This window comes from Streptomyces sp. NPDC051173 (assembly GCF_040689515.1).
Taxonomy (GTDB): Bacteria; Actinomycetota; Actinomycetes; order Streptomycetales; family Streptomycetaceae; genus Streptomyces.
In genome coordinates this window covers 35,834-56,423 of record NZ_JBFBBD010000011.1, presented here as the reverse complement: position 1 = coordinate 56,423, position 20,590 = coordinate 35,834, and the positions used below count along the sequence as shown (strand labels likewise).

Annotated in this window: 17 protein-coding genes and 1 pseudogene; 9 read left to right on the top strand and 9 right to left on the bottom strand. The window is 72.7% G+C overall.

The genetic code is table 11. The features are described 5' to 3' along the window. Positions 1 to 91: 91 nt before the first annotated feature. The 6 genes and pseudogenes from AB0435_RS09620 (at position 92) to AB0435_RS09595 (ending at position 7,733) form a co-directional block, all read left to right on the top strand. Positions 92 to 1,957, top strand: a complete 1,866-nt coding sequence (locus AB0435_RS09620; protein WP_366426590.1) for a glycoside hydrolase family 15 protein — start codon at positions 92 to 94, stop codon at positions 1,955 to 1,957. Positions 1,958 to 2,058: 101 nt separating this feature from the next. Beyond that, a complete protein-coding gene (locus AB0435_RS09615) occupies positions 2,059 to 2,814 on the top strand; it encodes an SDR family oxidoreductase (RefSeq protein WP_366426589.1) in 756 nt (251 codons plus the stop codon). A gap of 117 nt (positions 2,815 to 2,931) precedes the next feature. Then, positions 2,932 to 4,677, top strand: a complete 1,746-nt coding sequence (locus tag AB0435_RS09610; RefSeq protein WP_366426588.1) for an MFS transporter — start codon at positions 2,932 to 2,934, stop codon at positions 4,675 to 4,677. Next, on the top strand, positions 4,674 to 5,111 hold the full coding sequence (locus AB0435_RS09605; protein ID WP_366007321.1) for a MarR family transcriptional regulator: 438 nt from the start codon (positions 4,674 to 4,676) through the stop codon (positions 5,109 to 5,111). The genes AB0435_RS09610 and AB0435_RS09605 overlap by 4 nt, the downstream gene beginning before the upstream one ends. A 138-nt stretch (positions 5,112 to 5,249) precedes the next feature. Next, a pseudogene (locus AB0435_RS09600) lies at positions 5,250 to 6,650 on the top strand (alkaline phosphatase family protein); the annotation flags it as partial. A 27-nt stretch (positions 6,651 to 6,677) separates the two neighbouring features. Continuing rightward, positions 6,678 to 7,733 (top strand): YncE family protein, encoded by a 1,056-nt coding sequence (locus AB0435_RS09595; RefSeq protein ID WP_366426626.1) that lies wholly within the window; start codon positions 6,678 to 6,680, stop codon positions 7,731 to 7,733. A 36-nt stretch (positions 7,734 to 7,769) separates the two neighbouring features. Here the strand turns inward: AB0435_RS09595 and AB0435_RS09590 are convergent, their stop codons facing one another. Continuing rightward, the gene (locus AB0435_RS09590; RefSeq protein WP_366426587.1) at positions 7,770 to 9,029 is read right to left on the bottom strand and encodes a GNAT family N-acetyltransferase; all 1,260 of its coding nucleotides are present in this window, start codon (positions 9,027 to 9,029) and stop codon (positions 7,770 to 7,772) included. Continuing rightward, the gene (locus AB0435_RS09585) at positions 9,026 to 10,276 is read right to left on the bottom strand and encodes an aspartate kinase (protein ID WP_366007327.1); all 1,251 of its coding nucleotides are present in this window, start codon (positions 10,274 to 10,276) and stop codon (positions 9,026 to 9,028) included. The genes AB0435_RS09590 and AB0435_RS09585 overlap by 4 nt, the downstream gene beginning before the upstream one ends. A gap of 309 nt (positions 10,277 to 10,585) precedes the next feature. On the opposite strand from AB0435_RS09585, the gene AB0435_RS09580 reads away from it, so the two are divergent. Then, on the top strand, positions 10,586 to 10,849 hold the full coding sequence (locus tag AB0435_RS09580) for a hypothetical protein (RefSeq protein ID WP_366007319.1): 264 nt from the start codon (positions 10,586 to 10,588) through the stop codon (positions 10,847 to 10,849). Between the two features lie 368 nt (positions 10,850 to 11,217). Further along, positions 11,218 to 11,427: a hypothetical protein gene (locus AB0435_RS09575; protein WP_366007318.1), complete on the top strand. Its 210-nt coding sequence runs from the start codon at positions 11,218 to 11,220 to the stop codon at positions 11,425 to 11,427. Between the two features lie 5 nt (positions 11,428 to 11,432). Here AB0435_RS09575 and AB0435_RS09570 read toward each other — a convergent pair whose 3' ends face one another. The 7 genes from AB0435_RS09570 to AB0435_RS09540 form a co-directional block, all read right to left on the bottom strand. Continuing rightward, on the bottom strand, positions 11,433 to 11,939 hold the full coding sequence (locus tag AB0435_RS09570) for a S26 family signal peptidase (RefSeq protein WP_366426586.1): 507 nt from the start codon (positions 11,937 to 11,939) through the stop codon (positions 11,433 to 11,435). Next, positions 11,936 to 13,927 (bottom strand): ABC transporter ATP-binding protein, encoded by a 1,992-nt coding sequence (locus AB0435_RS09565; protein ID WP_366007316.1) that lies wholly within the window; start codon positions 13,925 to 13,927, stop codon positions 11,936 to 11,938. The genes AB0435_RS09570 and AB0435_RS09565 overlap by 4 nt, the downstream gene beginning before the upstream one ends. After that, positions 13,924 to 14,478, bottom strand: a complete 555-nt coding sequence (locus AB0435_RS09560) for a hypothetical protein (protein WP_366007315.1) — start codon at positions 14,476 to 14,478, stop codon at positions 13,924 to 13,926. Before AB0435_RS09560 ends, AB0435_RS09565 begins: the two co-directional genes overlap by 4 nt. A 19-nt stretch (positions 14,479 to 14,497) precedes the next feature. Then, positions 14,498 to 15,055 carry a MauE/DoxX family redox-associated membrane protein gene (locus tag AB0435_RS09555; protein WP_366007314.1) on the bottom strand — a complete coding sequence of 186 codons (558 nt, stop codon included), beginning with the start codon at positions 15,053 to 15,055 and terminating at the stop codon, positions 14,498 to 14,500. A 128-nt stretch (positions 15,056 to 15,183) separates the two neighbouring features. Next, a complete protein-coding gene (locus AB0435_RS09550) occupies positions 15,184 to 15,381 on the bottom strand; it encodes a hypothetical protein (protein WP_116215183.1) in 198 nt (65 codons plus the stop codon). A 758-nt stretch (positions 15,382 to 16,139) separates the two neighbouring features. Further along, positions 16,140 to 18,197, bottom strand: coding sequence for a phosphocholine-specific phospholipase C (locus tag AB0435_RS09545; protein ID WP_366007313.1), 2,058 nt, complete (start codon positions 18,195 to 18,197; stop codon positions 16,140 to 16,142). A gap of 159 nt (positions 18,198 to 18,356) precedes the next feature. Beyond that, a complete protein-coding gene (locus AB0435_RS09540; protein WP_366426585.1) occupies positions 18,357 to 19,619 on the bottom strand; it encodes a globin domain-containing protein in 1,263 nt (420 codons plus the stop codon). A 280-nt stretch (positions 19,620 to 19,899) separates the two neighbouring features. On the opposite strand from AB0435_RS09540, the gene AB0435_RS09535 reads away from it, so the two are divergent. Further along, complete coding sequence (locus tag AB0435_RS09535; protein WP_366007311.1) at positions 19,900 to 20,589, top strand: response regulator transcription factor; 690 nt, start codon at positions 19,900 to 19,902, stop codon at positions 20,587 to 20,589. The last annotated feature ends 1 nt before the right edge of the window (position 20,590 follow it).

Here is a 20,590-nt window from a genome sequence, read left to right as displayed (position 1 = left end):
CTGTGCGCGATCCCGGCGGGCCCGGGCGGTCGCACCCCGACGGGCGTATAACGGGTGGTGTGGTGGGTGATGTCCCGGCGAGGAGGGACAGATGAAGCACGAGGCCGGAACGCAGCGCTCCGCCTACCTGCCGATCGAGGACCACGGGATCATCGGCGACCTGCACACGGTGGCGCTCGTGGGGGTCGACGGCACGATCGACTGGTGCTGCCTGCCACGCTTCGACGCGCCCTCGGTCTTCGGCGCCCTCCTCGACGCCGAGCGCGGCGGCGCCTTCTCCGTCGCCGTCCGGGAAGTGGAACACACCAAGCAGCTCTACATGCCGGACTCCAATGTGCTGCTCACGCGGTTCCTGGCACAGCAGTCGGTCGCCGAGCTGTACGACTTCATGGTGCCCGATCACGAATCCTGCCCCCGCGCGGGCATCCGGCAGATCGTCCGGCACGTGCGGGTGCTGCGCGGGCGGGCCACCGTCGACGTGTGCTGCCGCCCGGCCTTCGACTACGCCCGCGCCCCGCACGAAGTGACCGTCGTGGAAGGGGCCGGAGCCGTCTTCACGAGCTCGGCCGGGAGCCTGGTGCTGCGCTCGTCCGCCCCCTTGCGGACCGACGGCGACGCGGCCCGCGCGACGGTGGTCCTGGAGGCCGGGCAGACGCTCGAACTCGCCGTCCAGTGGGACGGCGACGGCGCCCCCGGCGGGGTGCGGCCCATCGACCGCGCGGAGGCGACCCGGCTGCTCTACGACACGCTGCGCTACTGGGACGGCTGGCTGCGCCACTCCCACTACCAGGGCCGCTACCGGGAAATGGTCGAACGCTCGGCGCTCGCCCTGAAGCTCCTCGTCCACCAGCCCACCGGCGCCCTCGTCGCCGCGGCCACCACGTCACTGCCCGAGTCGCCCGGCGGCGGGCGCAACTGGGACTACCGCTACACCTGGATCCGCGACGCGGCCTTCACCCTCTACGCGCTGATGCGCCTGGGCTTCACCGAGGAGGCCGCCGCCTTCGTCGACTGGCTGTACCAGCGCTGCGCGGACGCGCCGCCGGGCACGGGGCTCCAGGTGCTGTACGGCATCGACGGGCGGGCCGACCTGCCGGAGACCGTGCTGGAACACCTGTCGGGCTACTGCGGCGCCCGCCCCGTCCGCATCGGCAACGCCGCCGCGCGGCAGGTCCAACTCGACATCCACGGCGAGCTGATGGACTCGGTCTACCTCTACAACAAGCACGGCGAGCCGATCTCGTACGAGCTGTGGGAGGCGCTGGCCCGGCAGCTGGAGTGGCTGGAGAAGCACTGGGAGGAACCGGACGACGGGATCTGGGAGACCCGCGGGGGACGGCAGCGCTTCACCTATTCCGCGCTGATGACGTGGGTGGCGTTCGAGCGGGCGATCCGCATCGCCCGGCACCGCGGCATGCCCGCCCCGATCGAGCGGTGGCGCGACACCGCCGCCTCCGCCTACCGCTACGTCCAGGAGCACTGCTACGCGCCGGACCTCGGGGCGTACTGCCAGTACCCGGGCAGCACCGTGCTGGACGCCTCGCTGCTGGTGATGCCGCTGGTGAAGTTCACCGGGCCCAAGGACCCGCGGTTCCTGTCCACCGTGCGGCGCATCGCCGACGAGCTCGTCAGCGACAGCCTCGTGCACCGCTACCGGTCGGACGGCTCCGACGGGATGACCGGCCAGGAGGGCACCTTCAACCTGTGCTCCTTCTGGTACGTCGAGGCCCTGGCCCGTGCCGGACGCGTCGGTGAGGCGCGCTACATCTTCGAAAAGATGATCACGCACGCCAACCACCTCGGCCTCTACGCCGAGGAGATAGGCCCCGCGGGCGAGGCCCTGGGCAACTTCCCCCAGGCCTTCACCCACCTCGCCCTCATCAGCGCCGCGACCAACCTGGACCGCGCCGTCAGCGCCCACCGAGGCGTGGCGGCCCGCTCCTGGGGCGCGAGCTGAGCGCCGCACGGCGCGTGGCGCGGGAATAGCATGATCGACACGCGCGCTGAGATGTGGTGACCAGCTGTCCCCGACGCCGCAGAGCAGAGCACGGAGCCGACATGAACGAGCCTTCCCACGCCGCCTCTTCCGCTGATCACAGGTCTCTGCGAGGGCGGACGGTCGTGCTCATCGGGGGCGGTTCGGGCATCGGGCTGCGCGTCGCGCACCAGGCGGTCGCGGCGGGCGCGCGCGTCGTCCTCGGCGGCCGTACCCCGGAGCGCCTGGCCGCCGCCGCGGGAGAACTGGGCGACCACGCGACCTGGCGGACCGTGGACACCACGGACCGGTCGTCGCTCGACGGCTTCTTCGCGGGACTCGACCGCGTCGACCACCTGTTCACCTCCGCCGCCTCCTACCGGGTCGGCCCGATGCGGGAGTTGAGCGACGAGGACGCCGAGAGCCCCTTCGTCTCCAAGTTCTGGGGTCAGTACCACGCGGTCAGGCACGCCGCTCCCAAGCTGTCCCCGGACGGGTCGGTGGTCCTGATGTCCGGTGCCGCGGGCGCGCGTCCGCCCGCTCCCGCGCCCGCCTACGCGGCCTGCAACGCGGCGATCGAGGGCCTGGGCCGGGGGCTGGCCGTCGAACTGGCACCGGTCCGTGTCAACGTCGTCTCGCCCGGCACCATCGACGGCAACCTGTGGTCGCACCGCCCGGAACCCGACCGCGAGGCCGCGTTCGCGCAGTACCGCCGGGACACGCTCCTGCACCGCCTCGGTACCGAGGACGAGGTCGCCCAGACCGTGCTCTTCCTCTTCACCAACGGCTTCACGACCGGCGCGACCCTCTACCCGGACGGCGGTTACACCCTCCGCTGAGGGCCCGGATTCCCGGCCTCCGCCGATTCACAGGTTCCTCCGATGGACGCCCGCGCCGCCCCGCGCGACAATTTAGTTAACAGCGGCTAAGTACCTCGGGGCGGAAGGCGGCTGGGCATGGAGGCGAGGATCGGGATCGAGGAGCGCGGGGCCGGGCGGGCGCAGTGGCTCGACGCGGAGCATCCGCGGTACAAGTGGGTGGCGCTGTCCAACACCACGCTGGGAACACTGATCGCGACGATCAACGCGTCCATCGTGCTGATCTCACTGCCCGCGATCTTCAACGGCATCCGGCTCGACCCCCTGCGGCCGGGGAACGTCAGCTACCTGCTGTGGATGCTGATGGGCTACATGCTGATCACCGCCGTGCTGGTGGTGTCCCTGGGGCGGATGGGCGACATCTGGGGGCGCGTACGGATCTACAACGCCGGCTTCCTGATCTTCACCGTCACCTCGGTGATCCTCTCGGTCGACCCCCTGCGCGGCGGGGCCGGAGCGCTGTGGCTCATCGGCTGGCGCGTGGTCCAGGCGGTCGGCGGCGCCATGCTGATGGCCAACTCCGCGGCCATCATCACCGACGCCTTCCCCGCCCACCGGCGCGGCATGGCACTGGGTGTCAACATGGTCGCCGGCATCGCCGGATCCTTCATCGGCCTGGTGCTCGGCGGCCTGCTCGCCCAGTGGGACTGGCGCAGCATCTTCTGGGTCAACGTGCCGATCGGCCTGCTCGGAACGGTCTGGGCGTACCGCTCCCTGCACGAGACGGGCGTGCGGCGGCCCGCCCGCGTCGACTGGTGGGGCAACGTGACCTTCGGGTTCGGCCTCACCGCGCTGCTGGCGGGCATCACCTACGGAATCCAGCCCTACGGCGGCCACACCATGGGCTGGACCAACCCCTGGGTGCTCGCCGGACTGATCGGCGGATCTCTGCTGCTGGCCGCCTTCTGCCTGGTCGAAAGCCGCGTCCCGGAGCCCATGTTCGCGCTCCGCCTCTTCCGCGACGCCGCCTTCGCCGGCGGCAACGCCGCGGCGCTCCTGGGCTCGATCGCCCGCGGCGGCCTCCAGTTCATGCTGATCATCTGGCTCCAGGGCATCTGGCTGCCCCTGCACGGCTACGACTACGCCGACACCCCGCTGTGGGCCGGCATCTACCTCATACCGCTGACCGTGGGCTTCCTCGCCGCCGCGCCCCTGGCCGGGCACCTCTCCGACCGCTTCGGGGCCCGCCCGTTCGCCGCCGCCGGCTTCGCCGTCATGGCCGCGTCCTTCGCCGGACTGCTCCTCCTGCCGACCGACTTCGCCTACTGGGCGTTCGCCCTGCTGGTCTTCGTCAACGGCCTCGGCGGCGGGCTGTTCGCCGCGCCGAACACCGCGGTCATCATGTCGAGCGTCCCCGCGGACGCCCGCGGCGCCGCCTCCGGGATGCGCGCCACCTTCCAGAACGCCGGCATGGTGCTCTCCATCGGCGTCTTCTTCTCCCTGATGGTGGCCGGACTGGCCCGCTCGCTCCCGGGTACCCTCGGCTCCGGACTCGTCGCCCAGGGCGTGCCGCCGGCCTCCGCCCACTCCATCGCCACCCTGCCGCCCGTCGGTACGCTCTTCGCCGCGTTCCTCGGCTACAGCCCGATCCGGCAGCTGCTGGGCCCGCACGTCCTCGCCCAGCTCCCGACGGCCCGTCAGGTCACGCTCACCGGGCGGCAGTTCTTCCCCGACCTCATCTCCGGCCCCTTCCACGACGGCCTCGTCGTGGTGTTCTCCCTCGCCATCGTGATGTCCTTGGTGGCGGCCGCCGCGTCCCTCGTCCGCGGCCGGAGCGCGGCCACCGCCCAGCACCGCGCCGCGAAGGAGGCACCGAAGCCATGACCACGCCCCCGGACGCCCGAGCGGCCGAAGTCACCCGGCTGCGGCTGGTCATCGCCCGCCTGTACCGGCAGATGGCCCAGGCGTCCGGCAGCCAGGACCTCACCTTCTCCCAACTGTCCGCCCTGGCCAGGACCGAGGAGCACGGGCCCCTGCGGCTCGGCGCGCTGGCCGCCAGGGAGGCCGTGGCCGCGCCGTCGATGACCCGCACCCTCGCCGCCCTGACGCGCCGCGGCCTGGTCGCCAAAGAGCCCGACCCCAAGGACCGGCGCTCCCACCTGGTCGCCGTCACCCCCGAAGGCCGCGCCCTGCTCGCCACGCTGCGCCGGGAGCGCTCGGAGATGCTGGCCGAGCGCATCGCCCGCCTCACCGACGAACAGCGCGAGACGCTCCGCTCGGCCGTCGGCGTACTGGAACTGCTGCTGGACCGGCGATGAACGAGAGGTAGCACCACCGGGCTGAATTCCGCCGAATCCGCGTCCGGCCACGTGGGAGGCGTGATACCTCTTGTGCCCGCGGGCCGCATGGTGTGTGCTGTCGCGCGTTCCCCCCTCCCTTCGGCACCGAGGTGGACCATGGCTGAGCTCTCCCGTCGGCGGCTGCTCGGATCGGCCCTGGGGATCGGCGGGTTGACCGCCGTGGCGTCCGTGCTGCCGCCGAACCTCCGGCGCGCGATGGCCGAGCCCGTACGGAACCCCGGAAGCCTGGACGACATCGAGCACGTGGTGATCCTCATGCAGGAGAACCGCTCGTTCGACCACTACTTCGGCACCATGCACGGGGTGCGGGGGTTCGACGACCCGCACGCGGTGCAGCTGCCCGGCGGGCGTCCTGTCTTCTACCAGCCGGACCCGGCCAACCCCGACGGCTACCTCCTGCCCTTCCACCTCGACACGCGGACCACGAGCTCCCAGGCCATCCCGTCCACCAGCCACGCCTGGAAGGTGCAGCACGCGGCCGTGAACGGCGGCCGGATGGACAACTGGCTCCCCGCGCACCGCAAGGCCGACGGCGAGAAGAACGGCCCGTACACCATGGGCTACTACGAACGCGACGACATCCCCTTCCACTTCGCGCTCGCCGAGTCCTTCACGCTCTGCGACGCGTACCACTGCTCCGTGCTCGGGCCGACCTGGCCCAACCGGCTCTACCACTGGACCGGGACGGTCGACCCGGGCGGCCGGTCCGGCGGGCCCATCATCAGCAACGAGATCCCGCGGCCCTTCCGCTGGACGACCTATCCCGAGCGCCTCACGAAGGCGGGCGTCTCCTGGCACGTGTACCAGCAGGAGGACGACTACGGCTGCAACCCCCTGGAGTTCTTCCAGTCCTTCCAGGACGCCGCGCCCGGCGACCCGCTGTACGAACACGGCCTGACCATCGCCCCGGCGGACCAGTTCGCGCGCGACGCGCGGGCCGGCCGGCTGCCCGCCGTCTCCTGGATCATCCCGACCTCCCCGCAGTGCGAGCACCCGGACTACCTCCCGGCCTCGGGCGCCGACTTCCTCGCGCAGCAGCTGGACGCGGTCGCCGCGAACCAGGACGCCTGGCGCAAGACCGTCTTCATCATCAACTACGACGAGAACGACGGGCTGTTCGACCACGTCGTCCCCCCGATGCCGGCGCCGGGCACCGCGGACGAGTTCGTCGGCGGCCTCCCGATCGGCGGCGGCATCCGCGTGCCGTGCCTGATCGTGTCGCCCTGGACCCAGGGCGGATTCGTGGCGAGCGAGCCCTTCGACCACACCTCGGTCCTGCGGTTCCTGGAGCGCGTCACCGGGGTGCGCGAGCCGAACATCAGCGACTGGAGACGCCGGACCTTCGGCGACCTCACCTCGGCGCTCGGCTTCCCGGAACCCAGACCCTTCCCCCAACTGCCCAGCACCAGAGACGAGTTGTGGAGCGCGGAGCACGACGTCGCCACCCTGCCGCCCGCGCAGTTCCCTGGAGCGGACCAGAGCCCGCCGCACCAGGACTCCGAGGCGGCCCGCAGACCAGCCACCGTGTCGCCCGTGGCGCCCGGCACCCCCGGCAGCGGTTCCCGCCCGTACGCCAGAAGCCGCATCGTCGAGAGCGACACCACCCACAAGGGCGACTTCCCGCACGGCACGGCCGGCACGAACTTCCCCGGCATCCAGGACACCGCCCCGAAGACGGGCCCCACCACCGGCACGCACGTCTACGCGGCGGGGATCGTCAGCAACACCATCTCGGTCGTCGACCCCTCGAACCACACCCTGGTCGCGAGCGTCGACGCGGGGATCAACCCCTTCGGCATCACCCGCACCCCCGACGGCGGCAAGCTCTACATCAGCAACTCCGGCGCGGGCGACGTCTCGGTGTTCGACACCACCCAGGGCCGGATCGTCTCCACCGTCCGCGTGGGCCTCTACCCGCACGGGGTGGTGGCGTCACCCGACGGCGCGTACGTCTACGTGGCCGACACCGGCCCGGACCCCGGCCCCGGCGGATCGCGGTCCCTGTCGGTGATCGACACCGGGACCGACACGGCCGACGACACCTGGCGGACCGGCCTCGCGCCACGCTGCGTCGCGCTCAGCCCGGACGGCACGACCCTCTATGTGACCTGCACCGATGGCGTGTCCGTCCTGGACACCGGCGACGGCGGCACCAGGCGCACCCTGTCCGGCCAGGCGCAGGCGAACGGTGTCGCGACGCACCCGGACGGCACCCGCGTCTATGTGGTCAACACCCGGCAGGGCACCCTGTCGGTCATCGACAGCGGCAGCCTGGAGGTCAGAGCGCGGGTCCGCGTCGGCAGGAGCCCGTGGCAGGTCGCGGTCAGCCCGGACGGCTCGCGCGTGTACGTCACGGGCGCCAACGACGACACCGTCACCGTGCTCGACGCGAACGGCGGCAGGATCGGCACGGTGCGGGTGAAGCACGTACCGACCGGCATCACGGTGGCCGGTGACACCGTCTGGGTGGCCACGAACGCCTCCAGCACCGTCGACGCGATCGACGCGAAGACCTTGAAGGCCGTCGGCAGCACCCCCCTGGGACTGGCGACCTCACCCAGCGGGCTGGCGGTCGCCTGAACCACCGCCCGCCGGGGGCCCGGACCGGCGCACCGCTCAGAACTCGTCGCCGGCGAACGGCAGATACTCGGTACGCAACGCGGCGTCGAGCGCCGCGGCCGCGCCCGCCGTGTGCTCGGTGGCGAGCCCGGCGCGCACCAGGTGGCTGGGAGAGGTGCCGCCGAGATAGCAGGCGGCCAGGTCGCACACGTCGAGCGAGAGGTCGGCCGGGGCGGAGGTCGCCTCGTACGTACCGCCGCCCGGCGCCGCCACCAGGCGGAACCGGCCGTGGTTGGCGGCGATCCGGGTGTCCCGCACATCGAGGACGACGTCGGCGGGGGCCGCCCAGGAACGGGCGGTCAGCGCGGCCCGCACGTCCACCAGGCGCAGCCACAGCGCCGGGAACTGCCCGGTGACGCGCACCTGGTCACGGTCCGCCGCCATCAGCAGCAGCGGGTCGTCGGCGGGCCGGCCCCAGGCCCGTACCCGGCCGGTGAGGTCGATGGAAGCGAGGTAGCTCCACAGGGCCGCCGCGGCTTGCGCGGTCCCGGCCTCCAGTTCGTCGACCTGGACGAGGCCGGGCGTGCCGTCGTCGTCACCGTCGCGGGTGCGGTAGACGGCGTAGCCCGTGGGCGTGCCGTGGCCCAGCACGACGACGCGCGGCGGGCCGAGTTCGTCGTCGTCCTCGTCCTCCTCGGGCAGGACCTGCTCCCGCCACCAGTGCCGGTCGCGGGCGGGCCACCCGGCACGGCGGGCCCGGGCGGCCTCGTGGAGCGGGCCGAGCAGGGCGGGCGCCCCGGCCGGGTCGACGAGGCGCAGCGGGCCGGGGTCGGGGGTGACGCGCAGGCCGAGCGGCCGCCGCGAGTCGATCTCGACGGTGCACAGGGACGTCGCGGCCCCGAAGCCGTAACGGCCGTAGATGGCGGCCTCGGAGGCCCACAGCGCGGCGAGCGGCCGGCCGGTCGTGGCGCAGTGCCGCCACAGCTCCTCCAGCAGGCCGGAGAGCACTCCGCGGCGGCGGTGGGTCGGCGCCACGGAGATGAAGGTCAGCCCGGCGCAGGGCAGTTGGCCGCCCGGCACGGACAGCTGGAGGCGGTGCGCGGCGAGCAGGCCCACCAGCCGGTCCTCCTCGTAGGCGCCGAGGCGGTCGCAGCGCAGGAGGGCCCGGCGGTGGCGCCGCCGCAGCTCGTCGTCGTAGGTCTCGTGGAAGCCCAGGGAGGCGTGGTCGAGGGCGCGGCCGATGTGGTTCTCGGGGACCTCCCGGAAGTGCGGGAGATCCCCGGTCCGGCCGCGCCCCGGCGCGGGCTGCGTACTCATGCCCCGGACCCTACCCCCGGCTTGTCGAGACCGAAGGCCCGGTGCAGGGCGCGTATCGCGTCGTGGAGCCGCGCGGTGCGGCAGACGGCGGAGATCCGGATCTCCGACGTCGACATGACCTCGATGTTCACCCCCGCCTCGGCCAGGGCCTCGCAGAAGGTCGCCGCCGCCCCGGGCCGGGCGCGCATGCCGCTGCCGACGACGGAGACCTTGGCGACGTCGTCGTCCTGGCCCACCTCGCTGAATCCGGTCTCCGCGCGGATCTCCCGGAGCGCGGCCACGGCGGCGGGCGCGCCGTCCCCGGGCAGCAGGAAGGTGACGTCGGTGACCCCGGCGTCCGGGTCCGGCACGTTCTGCACGGCCGTGTCGACCTCGCACCCCGCGTCGGCCACGGCCCGGAAGACGCGCGCGACGGTGCCGGGAAGGTCCGGCACCCCGGTGACGGTGACCTTGGCGCACGTCACATCGTGCGCGACGCCGGTGATCGCGCCGCCCTCCCCGTGGCCGTCGTCCGCCGAGGCGGAGACCGTGGTGCCGGGCCCGGTGCCGGAGGAGGAGCGGACGAGCACGGTCACCCCGCACCGCCGGGCGTACTCCACGCTGCGCAGCGCCAGGACCTTCGCACCGCTCGCCGCCATCTCCCGCATCGCCTCGAAGGTGATGTGGTCCAGGCGCCTGGCCTCCGGCACGATCCTGGGGTCGGCGGTGTAGACGCCGTCGACGTCGGTGCAGATCTCGCAGACGTCGGCCTTGAGCGCGGCGGCCAGCGCGATGGCCGTGGTGTCGGACCCGCCGCGGCCCAGCGTGGTGATGTCCTCGGTCTCGGGGCTGAGCCCCTGGAAGCCGGCGACCAGGACGATCGCGCCGCGGTCCAGCGCCTGCCGGACCCGCCGCGGCGCGACGTCCACGATCCGCGCCTTGCCGTACGCGGGGGTGGTGAGCACCCCGGCCTGCGGGCCGGAGAGCGAGCACGCCTCGGCGCCGAGCGCCTGGATGGCCATGGCGGCCAGCGCGTTGGACATGCGCTCGCCCGCGGTGAGCAGCATGTCCAGCTCGCGGGGCGCGGGGAGGTCGCTGACCTGCCGGGCCAGGTCGAGGAGCCGGTCGGTGGTGTCACCCATGGCGGAGAGGACGACCACGACGTCGTGGCCCTCCCCGCGGGTGGCGACGACGCGTTCGGCGACACGCTTGACGAGGTCGGTGGAGCGCACCGACGAGCCGCCGTACTTCTGGACGATGAGAGCCATGAGGTCCTCCGCGGCGGGCAGCGCCTCGCGCGACGTCCGCTCCGGCTCCTCGCCCGCGTCCAGCTGGGCGGCGATCTCGATCCACTCCCTGAGCACGGACAGGCCTGTCATGCCGTCGGCGACGCAGTGGGAGGCGGTGAGGATCAGGTCGTGCACGTCCTCTGTCCGCTCGGTGTCCGCGGCCCGCGTGATGACGGCGGCGCGCAGCAGTGGACCGGTGCGCCAGTCGATGCGCTCGGCCAACTCGTGGTCATTCGCCTCGCGTTCCCACCGGGTGTCGGCCTCGGGGTCCCCGGGCGCCACCTCGACATGGCGGAGCGGGACCGGAGTGCCGTCCACCGGCCGGAAGGAGGGCCGTTCGCCGTTCTCGTCGCAGGTGATCGCGACGCGCAGAAGCGGGTGCCGGGCCTGGAGGACGTCCAGCGCGCGGCGCAGCAGCGGCAGCGGCAGGGACCCGTGGACCCGGGTGCGGACGAGACCGCTGAGCGGCGAGGTCCGGTCGGCCGTCCAGTACTACCGCTCCACCGGGCTGAGCTCGCGGCGGAGTGCGGTCTTCCCGCGCTGCTGCTGTGACATGACGTCGGTTCTCCTCGTGGGCTCCGGCGGACGGCCTTGATCGACATCATGTCCACCGGCGAGTAGGCGTGGTGCGGGCCCGGGTTGACGACGGCGCGGATCAAGACGCGGGTCATATCGGGCGATAGGCTACCGAACCCCTCCCATTGCCCCCGCCCGGTACGGCGTGGCATGTCCGGACTGGCGCCGAGAATGGCGGGAATTGACGGGTCCGGCCCGGCGGAGGCGTGAACGCCCCCTCGCGGCGCGCGCGGTGGTGTGAGCGCCGCGGTGTGCTGTCGCACCATGCGGGAGAGCCGTTTGCGGCGCACGACCATGCGGGAAGAGCTCACCGCGCAACCGCCCACGCAGCCACGGGAGACTCCATGAAGCCGATCCGGCGCGCCCTGACCACACTCGCCGCCAGCCTCCTGCTCACCATGGGAGGCGCGGCACTGGCGACGCCCGCGCACGCGGATTCCCACGTCAACGTCTTGAACCTTGTCGGAGTGGAAAGCAACGGAGTCATCGACGTGCTCGGGCCCGGAGCTCAGCCCATCCTTGTGTTGCCGAATGCCGCGAGCGGCATCATCTGATCCGCTCAGATCCGCCGAAAGGGCGGCCGCGCCGAGGCAGGAGTGCGCTGCCGTTGGCTCACCGGCCCGCGCGGGAGGACCATCCCCAGCACCCGGTCGGCCGGGAAATACCCCAGCTCCCGTGAGTCGAGGCTGACCGTCCGGTTGTCACCGAGCAGCACCAACTTGCCCGGTGGTACGCGCTCTTCCGGGACGGAGGCCAGGGCGCGCGGTACCGGATCTCCCGGTACCGCGGCCACCCGCTTGATCAGCCACTCGCGTCCGGTCGCCTCCGCCGTGGACCGCACCGGTCCGCGCGGCCACGCGCCGCCCCGCGCCGGCCTCTCGGTCACCACCACCTGCCCCACGGCAGGGGACGACCCGCGCCGCACCAGGACCCGGTCGCCGTCATGGAAGGCCGGCGACATGCTCGATCCGCGGACGGTGACCACGACGAGTCTGCGTGACAGCACCGCGAGGGCGAGCGCCACCCACCCTGTGCGCGTCCATGTCATCGGGGTCATCGGGGTCATGGGGGATCTCCCGTGAGCGCGCCGGCCCGGTAGCCCTCTGCCTGCAGGGCGAAGAGCCGTGCGTACCGGCCGCCGGTGCGGATGAGCCCGGCGTGCGAGCCCTGTTCCACGACCCGCCCGTCCTCGAGCACGGCGATGACGTCGGCGTCCCGCACCGCTCCGAGCCGGTGCGAGATGAGCAGGCTGGTGCGCTCGCCGCGGTGCTGCCGCAGCGCTGTGTGGATCTCGTGCTCCGCCTCGGCGTCCAGTCCGGCGGAGGGCTCGTCCAGGATCATCAGATCGCGCCTGTCCCGGAGGAACGCGCGGGCGAGGGCGAGCCGTTGGCGCTGGCCGCCGGAGAGGACCACGCCCGTCTCCGGGTTGTCCTTGTCGGCCTCCATGAAGAACCTCCGTGACAGCAGGGTGTCGTAGCCGTACGGAAGCGCGGTGAGTCGCGCGTGGATTCCGGCTCGCTCGGCCGCGGCCCGCAACCGCGGGCGGTCGTCGAGGGCGGTCAGGTCGCCGAGGGCGATGTTCTCGGCGGCCGTCATGTCGTAGTGCATGTAGTCCTGGAACACCGCCCCGATCCGGCGCCGAAGTTCCGCGATGTCCGCCTCGCGGAGGTCCACGCCGTCCCACAGGATCGCGCCACGGTCGGGGTCGTAGAACCGGCACAGCAGCTTCACCAGCGTCGACTTCCCCGCACCGTTGAGCCCGACCAGCGCCATGGCCCGGCCGTGCGGGATGCGGAGGTCGACGCCGCGCAGTACCCAGGGGTGGTCGGCGGAGTACCGGAACCACACGTCCCGCAGCTCGATGCCCTGTGACAGGGGCGGCAGTTCGACGGGGCGTACGGGAACGGGCAGATCGGAGCCGGCCCGCGCGACCACGAGATAGTGGTCGAACATCAGTAACGCCTGGTGCGCGCGGGCCACTTCGCTGGCCAGCGTGGCCAGCGCGCCCTGCACCCCGGCCACGGCCGCCACGAACATGACGACACCGCCGGTGGACAGCGCGCCCGAACGGGCCGCGTTCACCGCCCACAGCAGCCCGCCGCCGGAGACGAGCGCGGAGAACAGGCCGAGGCCCGTCTGGATCGTGGCCTCCCGCCGGTCCACCGCCCGTTTCGCCGCGTTCGCGGTACGCAGGTCCGTCAGCATCCGGCCGCGAAGAAAGGCACCGGTGCCGAAGAGCCGGATCTCCTTGGCGGCCTCCACGCTGGACAGCAGCTCGCGGTAGAACATCTGCCTGCGCTCGACCGGGCCGATCTCCCAGAGCGTCCGCGCCTTCCGCCGCGCCAGCGCGACCTCGGACAGCAGCGTGGGGACCGCCGCCGCCAGCACCAGGGCCGTCATGACCGGGTTGAGCACGAACAGTGAACCGAGGAATCCTCCGATGGTGATGGCCGACCGGGTGATGCCGATCGCCCCGTCGACGGCCTGGTTCGGCGTGCCGCCGCCCGAGCTCTGCGCGAGCCGCAGCCGGTCGAGGAACCGGGGGTTCTCGAACCGTCCCAGGCCCGCGAAGCCCTCCACGGAGGCGAACAGCCGGTCCTCGGCGAGCAGGCCCACCCTGCGGTCGAGCTCCGTCCGCTGATAGCGATTGACCTGCGGCACCACGCCGACCAGCACGCCCGCCGCGGCGAGCCCCGCGCCCAGGCCGATCAGCCGGGCCGGTGAGGCACCGGTGCTCAGCCCGTCCAGGAGCAGCTTGGTGAGCCAGGCGGTGACCACGGGGAGCGCGCCGGCCGAGAGCGAGAGCACGGCGTAGCCGCCGAGGACACCGGGCGCCGCGCGGCCCACCATCGCGCCGGCGGCTGCGATCCGGCGCAGCACGGCCATGGGGCCGGTGGACCGTACGGGCGCCCGGTCGGCCTCGTCCGCGCACCGGGCGGTCGGCGCGGGGGAGTCGCCGACCGGTTCCGGTGCCGGGGAGCCCTCGGCGGCCCGCGGCGCGCGCTCCGCCACCGACGGCCCCGGGCCGCTCGGGGGTGGTTCCCGCTCGCTCATGCCACGACCGCGGTGGAGTCCAGGTCCACCTGGTTCCCGGCGACGACCTGGCGGCCTTGCTCGTTCTGTGTGATCTCCAGCAGGGTCGGGAAGCCCTTGATCCGGAACGCGTCGGAGACCCTGGCATCGCTGCCGCTCTCGATCACGACCCGGGCCACCGGGGCCAGTTCGGCGACCTGTTCCTCGGCGCGGTCGGGGGTGCCGACCACCACGGCCAGGACCTGGTCCCGGCCGCCGCTGACGGTCCGCGCGTACTCCACGAACCTGGGCAGCATCTCGTGACAGGGCTCGCAGCTGGGGGAGAAGAAGGCCACCAGCGTCTCGCCCACGAGCGATTCACGCGTGAGGACGTCGCCGCCGACGGACACGGCGGAGAAGTCGCCCACTTCCTCGCCCACGGGGATGACGGGCGGTCTGCCGGGCGAGTCGGCGGCCATCTTGGACAGCAGCGCGGTGTGTTGCCTGAGTCGTTTGATCACACCGAGTGTGAGCAGCAGGTCCAGCGTGCAGAGTGATCCCACCAGTACCACTGCCGCGATCAGGACGGGCATGGAGTCGTCTCCTCTGGGTTCACCGGCCGCGGGCGAGGCCCGGAGCGCGGTCGACGGGCCGGAACAGATCGAGAATGTCGTCGAGGGCGGTCGTCAGGCCGCCCAGGAGCAGCCCCGCGAGCACCGACAGGACCGTCGCGCCCGGGGTGGCCGGGCCGGCCGCCGGCACGGCGACCGCGCCGGTGACGGCCACGGCCGTCAGCGTGAGGTTCCGTGCCACGTGCCCCGGGCCGAGCGGGCTCGTGGACGCGCCGAAACACCGGCACGGCGTGCGCACGCCCTGGCGCAGGGAGAGCAGGATCCCGGCGGCGAACACCGTCAGGAGAACTCCCGAGAGCACGAATCCCCCTACGGCGACGGCCCGTACCGGCGTCGCGAGCGTGACGCACACGGCGGCCTCGGCGGTCACCACGCACCGCGCCACCGACCGGGCCGCCGCTCGGGTGGGCAGCACCCGCATGTCCCTCACCGAGGACACGAACCGGTCGAACGCTCCTCGTCCGGCCACCTTGCCGATGAACGAGGTGAGGAACACCCCGCCGATCAGACAGCGGATCGCGAGTGCCAGACAGCCCACCTGACTTCCTCCTTGAGCGGTGTTCCCGGCCGGGGCGGACGTACGGGCCGGGAGGTCCCGGACCGGATCAGGCGGTTCCGGGCAGGGCCGCCCTCAGCGGCGGCGTCTCTCGGCCGATGTGGTGGTGGCTAGCACTGACAGACGATGGTCGGGCAGCCGTTGGAGTTGCAACAGGCCCAGCACGGGGCGTTGTAGCCGCACTTCCCGCTGCACTGCCAGCAGGCCGGGTAGTTGCCGCAGGAAAGGATCTCCAGCGCGGCCGCGTCGACCTCGGGTACGAACAGCCCGAGGACCCGGCTGCCCAGCTCCGTGAGTCTTGCGTACATTGACACACTCCTCTCTTGAACCGGCTCGCTCGATGTGCTTACGGCAGGGAGTCTCATGGGCCCGGGAGGAGGCGGAAAGCACCGTTTCCGGCCGGTGCGCGGGAGTGGGGCGGGCGGCCGGAAGACGTCCTTGCCGCGCCGGTGCGGCAGTGGTGACGAGCCGGGGGTTCCGGCGGTCCGGCCGCGGCCTGCCAGGCTCGGACCGGCGCATTCCGTCATCCGGGAGGAACCGGAGGCTCCGCGGGGGCGTGGCGGTGAACCGCTGGCCGCGGTGGCCCATGCCACTGGTATACGCCACCCGGGAGCCGGGCGCGCCGGGGCCGGAACGGTGCTTTCCGGTCGCTGGGCGCGCCATGTCAGGGACGCGCGTCCTCGCGCGGGGCGGTGTCAACGGTCCGGTGTCCAGGGCCGGTTAACGCCACCGTCGGCGTCGGGCGCGGCTCGTCGACGGGTGTCCGACGGGCGGAACGTCGACGTCCGGCCCCTGTTCCTCGGATGCCTCCCGGACGGATGCGCGGAGCCATGCGCGCGGCGCCCGGACGGCCGGCGCACCGGCGGGAGGCCGCGTACGCCACCGGCTGTCCGCGACGGCAGGGCCGATGTCCGGGCCCGGTGGGCGGCACGGCGGCGACGTGGGCTTCCGCCGGACGGGCGCGGCGGCTCACGGCGCGGCCGGTGCGGCCCGTGGAGGCCGGTTCCCACCGGGTGTCGAGCGGTGGCCCGTACGGGACCCGGCGTGGTGCCGGGCCCCGTACGGATCACGCCGTGATGATCGCCGGGTCGCTCACGCCCGCCTCGCCCGTCTCCACGTGGCCGGCGAAGCGGCGCAGGAAGGCGCTGTCCGTGTCGCTGACCACGGACAGGTCGTACCAGCGCTTGCTGTGCCGCAGGTCCAGCTCGCGTACGACACTCTTGCCCGCGCGCACCCGGACCGTCTCGCGGTGCCCGCCGTACGCGTTGGTGACGGTGAGGTGGCAGTCGGCCTTGCCGTGGTTGGTGAGCGTCAGCTCGACCCGGCCGCCGCGGGAGTCGTGCCGGGCGGTCACCTCGGGGCCGGTGGCCGTGCCGGAGCCCTTGAAGGCGCGCAGGAAGCCGTTCGGGCCGTGCACCGACAGGTCGTACGAGCCGTGCGAATACGCCGTGTTCCAGGTGTCGGAGAGCTTGGCGCCGGCCGCGGTGGTGTACGTCCACGGCCCGTCCGCGCGGTTGGCGGATGTCACCGTGAAGCACACACCCGCCTTCGGGCCTCCGCTGAAGTCGAGCGTGACGCGCCCGGTCGAGGGGGTGACGGCCGCGTCCACCACCGGGGCGTAGGGCAGCGGGCGCGCGGGCCGGGAGCCCCGCTCCTGCTTCGGCAGCGAGGGATGGGCGGGCGGCTGGGGCACATAACTGGGGTGCCGGAGCCGGTCCTTCGGCGCGTACGCGCGCGTGTCCGGGAGCGCGGCGGGCGCGTCGTGGCGGAGCCGGAAGTCGAAGGCCGACGTGAGGTCGCCGCAGATGGCCCGGCGCCAGGGGGACACATGGGGCTCGTGCACCCCGAAGCGGCGCTCCATGAACCGGATGATCGAGGTGTGGTCGAAGACCTCCGAGCAGACGAAGCCGCCGGTGCTCCAGGGGGAGACCACGAGCATGGGCACGCGCTGGCCGAGACCGTAGGGCCCGGCGGCGTAGTGGCCGTCGCCGGCGAAGAGGTCGGGCTGCACCTCCACGGTGGAGGCGCCGCGGGCCGCGGAGGCGGGCGGGAACGGCGGCAGCACGTGGTCGAAGTAGCCGTCGTTCTCGTCGTACGTGATGAACAGGGCCGTCCTGCTCCACACCTCGGGGTTGGAGGTGAGGGCGTCCAGCACCTGGGAGATGTACCAGGCGCCGTAGTTGGCCGGCCAGTTGGGGTGCTCGGAGAACGCCTCGGGCGCGGCTATCCAGGAGATCTTCGGAAGCCTGCCGGCCTTCACGTCGGCCCGCAGGACGTCGAAGTAGCCGTCGCCGTTCTTGACGCTGGTGCCGGTGCGCGCCTTCTCGTGGAGCGGGTCGCCGGGCTTGGCGTTGCGGAAGCGGTTGAAGTAGAGGAGCGAGTTGTCGCCGTAGTTGCCGCGGTAGGCGTCGTCGAGCCAGCCCCAGTGGCCGGCGGCGTCCAGGCCGTCGCCCGTGTCCTGGTAGATCTTCCAGGAGACCCCGGCCGCCTCCAGCCGCTCCGGGTACGTCGTCCAGTCGTAGCCGGCCTCCTCGTTGCCGAGGACCGGGCCGCCGCCCTTGCCGTCGTTGCCGGTGTGTCCCGTCCACATGTAGTAGCGGTTCGGGTCGGTGGCCCCGATGAAGGAGCAGTGATAGGCGTCGCACACGGTGAACGCGTCGGCGAGCGCGTAGTGGAACGGGATGTCCCCCCGTGTCAGGTACGCCATGGTGCCCGGGCCCTTGGCCGGGATCCACTTGTCGTACCTGCCCTCGTTCCAGGCCTGGTGGCCGCCCGCCCAGTCGTGGTTGAGGCCCTCGATGAACTGCATCCCGAGGTCCTTGGCGTCCGGGTGGTACGGCAGCACGTCCTTGGTGCCGTCCGACTGGTGCCAGACCGACCTGCCCGCCGAGGGCGCGGCCGGGCGGGGGTCACCGAATCCGCGCACCCCCTTCATCGAACCGAAGTAGTGGTCGAAGGATCGGTTCTCCTGCATCAGGACGACGATGTGGTCGACGTCCTGGATCGTGCCGGAACGCCGCATGGCCGGGATGGCCGCGGCGCGCTCGATGCTGCTCGACAGGGCCGCGAAACCGGCGGTCGCGCCGGCGATCTGGAGGAATCGCCGCCGATTGAGTTCGGACATGAGTCGGGGACCCCTTGGGGTGAGTGAGTCGGAGCCTGCGGTGCGATCCAAGAGCAGCGAGTGCCGGCGAGGGGAAGGTGTCGCTGAAGTGAAGCGACGCCGTACGTGAGGCGAACGTAGCGGACGGTCCGACCGGGCACCAGGGTTCCGACCACCTCGTCAGCGCATGACCGGCACCTGGTCACCGCCGTAGGGCAGGGGGTCGTGCCGGATGTGCTCGGCGGGCAGGCGCGCGCCGACGAGGCCCGCCACGGTGGCGCGCACCATGGCGGGCGGGCCGCTGACGAGGGCGAGGTGCCCGGACCAGTCGCCGTGGCGCGCCACGGCCTCGGCCAGCGGCCGGTACGGGTCCGTGGCGGGGCCCTCGCCGATGACCGGGACCACGCGCAGCCACGGGCGGCGGCGCTCCAGCTCCTCCGGCGACTCCTCCCCGTAGAGCCCCGAGGGTGCGTGGGCCCCCAGGAAGAGGTGCACCCGGCGGCCCACCTTCCGACAGGCCGTCAGCTCCTCCAGCAGTGCCTTGGCCGCGGCCCAGCCGACGTCGCCCGCCACGAGCAGCAGGTCGTGGGTGACGTCGTCGTCGAGCGTCATGGTCCCGCCCGCGGGGCCGAGCCGCAGCGTGTCCCCGACGCGGGTGCCCAGCACCAGGGCCTCGCTCACGCCGCCCGTGCCGGTGAGCCGCACATGGAACTCCAGCTCGCTGTCCGGCCGCGGCGCGCGGGCGAGGGAGTACTGCCGCCAGGCCTGCGGCAGCAGCGGGGACGCCACGGACGCGTACTGCCCGGCCCGGTACGGATAGGGCTCGTGCGGCCGCACCCGCAGCACGGCGAGGCCCTCCCGGCGCAGTTCGTGCGCGACCACCGTGGCCTGCCAGGAGGGCGGTTCGGCGAGTGCGGCGTCCGCGCCCTCGACCATGGCCGTGACGGCGAAGCGCAGCATGCGCAGCCACGCCTCCTCCATGGCCTGGTTCCACCGCACACCCGCCGTGCGACGCAGGGCCTCGCGCAGCGCGGCCTCGAACGTCGCGAAGTGCGCGGGCCGCACCCCGAGTTTGCGGTGCTCACGCCCGAGCCGGCCGAAGACCGACCGCACCTCGTCCGGCTGGTGCAGGTTCTCGATCAGATACCGCAGGATCGCTTCCAGGTGCCTGCGCTGGAACTCCATCGAGTGCGGGAACAGCGAACGCAGGAACGGCCGCTGGGCGAACATCGCGTCGTAGAGATGGGCGATCAGGGTGTCGAGGGGCATCACGAGGTCGAGGTGACGCACGATCACCCGCTGGTCGGCCTCCCCGTCGTGGCGCCGGTCCGCCTCGTGCGCGGCACCCTCCTGCTGCCGCCCGGGGGAGAGGAGCCGTTGGCGCAGCCGCATGGCGTCGTGCCGGGCGAGCAGCGCGTGGTAGTCGGCGTTGACGGGGGTCACGGGTGGAGAGCTCCTTATACGGGGCGCGGCGCCCGCCGTTCGGCGGGTGGGCGGCGTCAGTATGGCAACCGCCGGCGGGGCCCGTCCGGCCCTACCCACCAGGGCCGAACGGCCCTGGTGGGAGTGTGGTCGGCTGTGGGAAGTGCGCCGTCCGCGCCGCCGCCGCGCGGCGCTGTCCCCGGTCGCCGACTGGCCCGCGGCCGCCGGACCCGGCTCGCCTCGCCGGGGCATATGGTGAAGCGTCAATTCCGTACATCCCGCCCCACGGAGTGAGCAACGTATGGACAACCATGCCGTGCCTCTGCGCGTCTTCATCCTCGACGACCATGAAGTGGTGCGCCGCGGCGTGCGCGACCTCCTCGAAGCGGAGGGGGACATCGAGGTCGTGGGGGAGGCCGCCACCGGCCAGGACGCCTTCACCAGGGTGCCGGCCACCCGGCCGCACGTGGCGGTCCTGGACGTCCGGCTCGGCGAGCGGGGCGGTGACCACGAAGGCATCGAGGTCTGCCGCGAGTTGCGGGCGCGGATGCCGGACCTCGCCTGCCTGATGCTGACGTCCTTCGACGACGACGAGGCTCTCTTCGACGCCATCATGGCCGGAGCGGCGGGCTATGTCCTCAAGCAGATCAACGGTTCGGATCTGGTGACGGCGGTCCGTACGGTGGCCGCGGGCCGGTCGACGCTGGACCCGCGCACCGCCTCACGTGTCATGGCCCGGCTGCGCGCTCCCCGGCAGGAGCCGGAGGAGTCGGAGCTGGACCGCCTCTCGCCCCGGGAGCGGCAGATCCTGGAGCTGATCGGCGAGGGTCTGACCAACCGTCAAATAGCCGACCGGCTGTTCCTCGCGGAGAAGACCGTCAAGAACCGCGTCTCCGCCCTCCTCGCCAAGCTGGGCGTGTGCCGTCGCGTCCAGGCGGCGGAGCTCGTCGGGCGGGCACGCGGCCAGCTGGAGGGCCGGGGCGTCGCGTGAT

Bases quoted from the DNA above. Each gene is read 5' to 3' on its own strand.
- AB0435_RS09620 (WP_366426590.1), top strand. From the start codon at position 92: ATGAAGCACGAGGCCGGAACGCAGCGCTCCGCCTACCTGCCGATCGAG.
- AB0435_RS09615 (WP_366426589.1), top strand. From the start codon at position 2,059: ATGAACGAGCCTTCCCACGCCGCCTCTTCCGCTGATCACAGGTCTCTG.
- AB0435_RS09610 (WP_366426588.1), top strand. From the start codon at position 2,932: ATGGAGGCGAGGATCGGGATCGAGGAGCGCGGGGCCGGGCGGGCGCAG.
- AB0435_RS09605 (WP_366007321.1), top strand. From the start codon at position 4,674: ATGACCACGCCCCCGGACGCCCGAGCGGCCGAAGTCACCCGGCTGCGG.
- AB0435_RS09590 (WP_366426587.1), bottom strand. From the start codon at position 9,029: ATGAGTACGCAGCCCGCGCCGGGGCGCGGCCGGACCGGGGATCTCCCG.
- AB0435_RS09585 (WP_366007327.1), bottom strand. From the start codon at position 10,276: ATGGCTCTCATCGTCCAGAAGTACGGCGGCTCGTCGGTGCGCTCCACC.
- AB0435_RS09580 (WP_366007319.1), top strand. From the start codon at position 10,586: ATGGCGGAGCGGGACCGGAGTGCCGTCCACCGGCCGGAAGGAGGGCCG.
- AB0435_RS09575 (WP_366007318.1), top strand. From the start codon at position 11,218: ATGAAGCCGATCCGGCGCGCCCTGACCACACTCGCCGCCAGCCTCCTG.
- AB0435_RS09570 (WP_366426586.1), bottom strand. From the start codon at position 11,939: ATGACCCCGATGACCCCGATGACATGGACGCGCACAGGGTGGGTGGCG.
- AB0435_RS09565 (WP_366007316.1), bottom strand. From the start codon at position 13,927: ATGAGCGAGCGGGAACCACCCCCGAGCGGCCCGGGGCCGTCGGTGGCG.
- AB0435_RS09560 (WP_366007315.1), bottom strand. From the start codon at position 14,478: ATGCCCGTCCTGATCGCGGCAGTGGTACTGGTGGGATCACTCTGCACG.
- AB0435_RS09550 (WP_116215183.1), bottom strand. From the start codon at position 15,381: ATGTACGCAAGACTCACGGAGCTGGGCAGCCGGGTCCTCGGGCTGTTC.
- AB0435_RS09545 (WP_366007313.1), bottom strand. From the start codon at position 18,197: ATGTCCGAACTCAATCGGCGGCGATTCCTCCAGATCGCCGGCGCGACC.
- AB0435_RS09535 (WP_366007311.1), top strand. From the start codon at position 19,900: ATGGACAACCATGCCGTGCCTCTGCGCGTCTTCATCCTCGACGACCAT.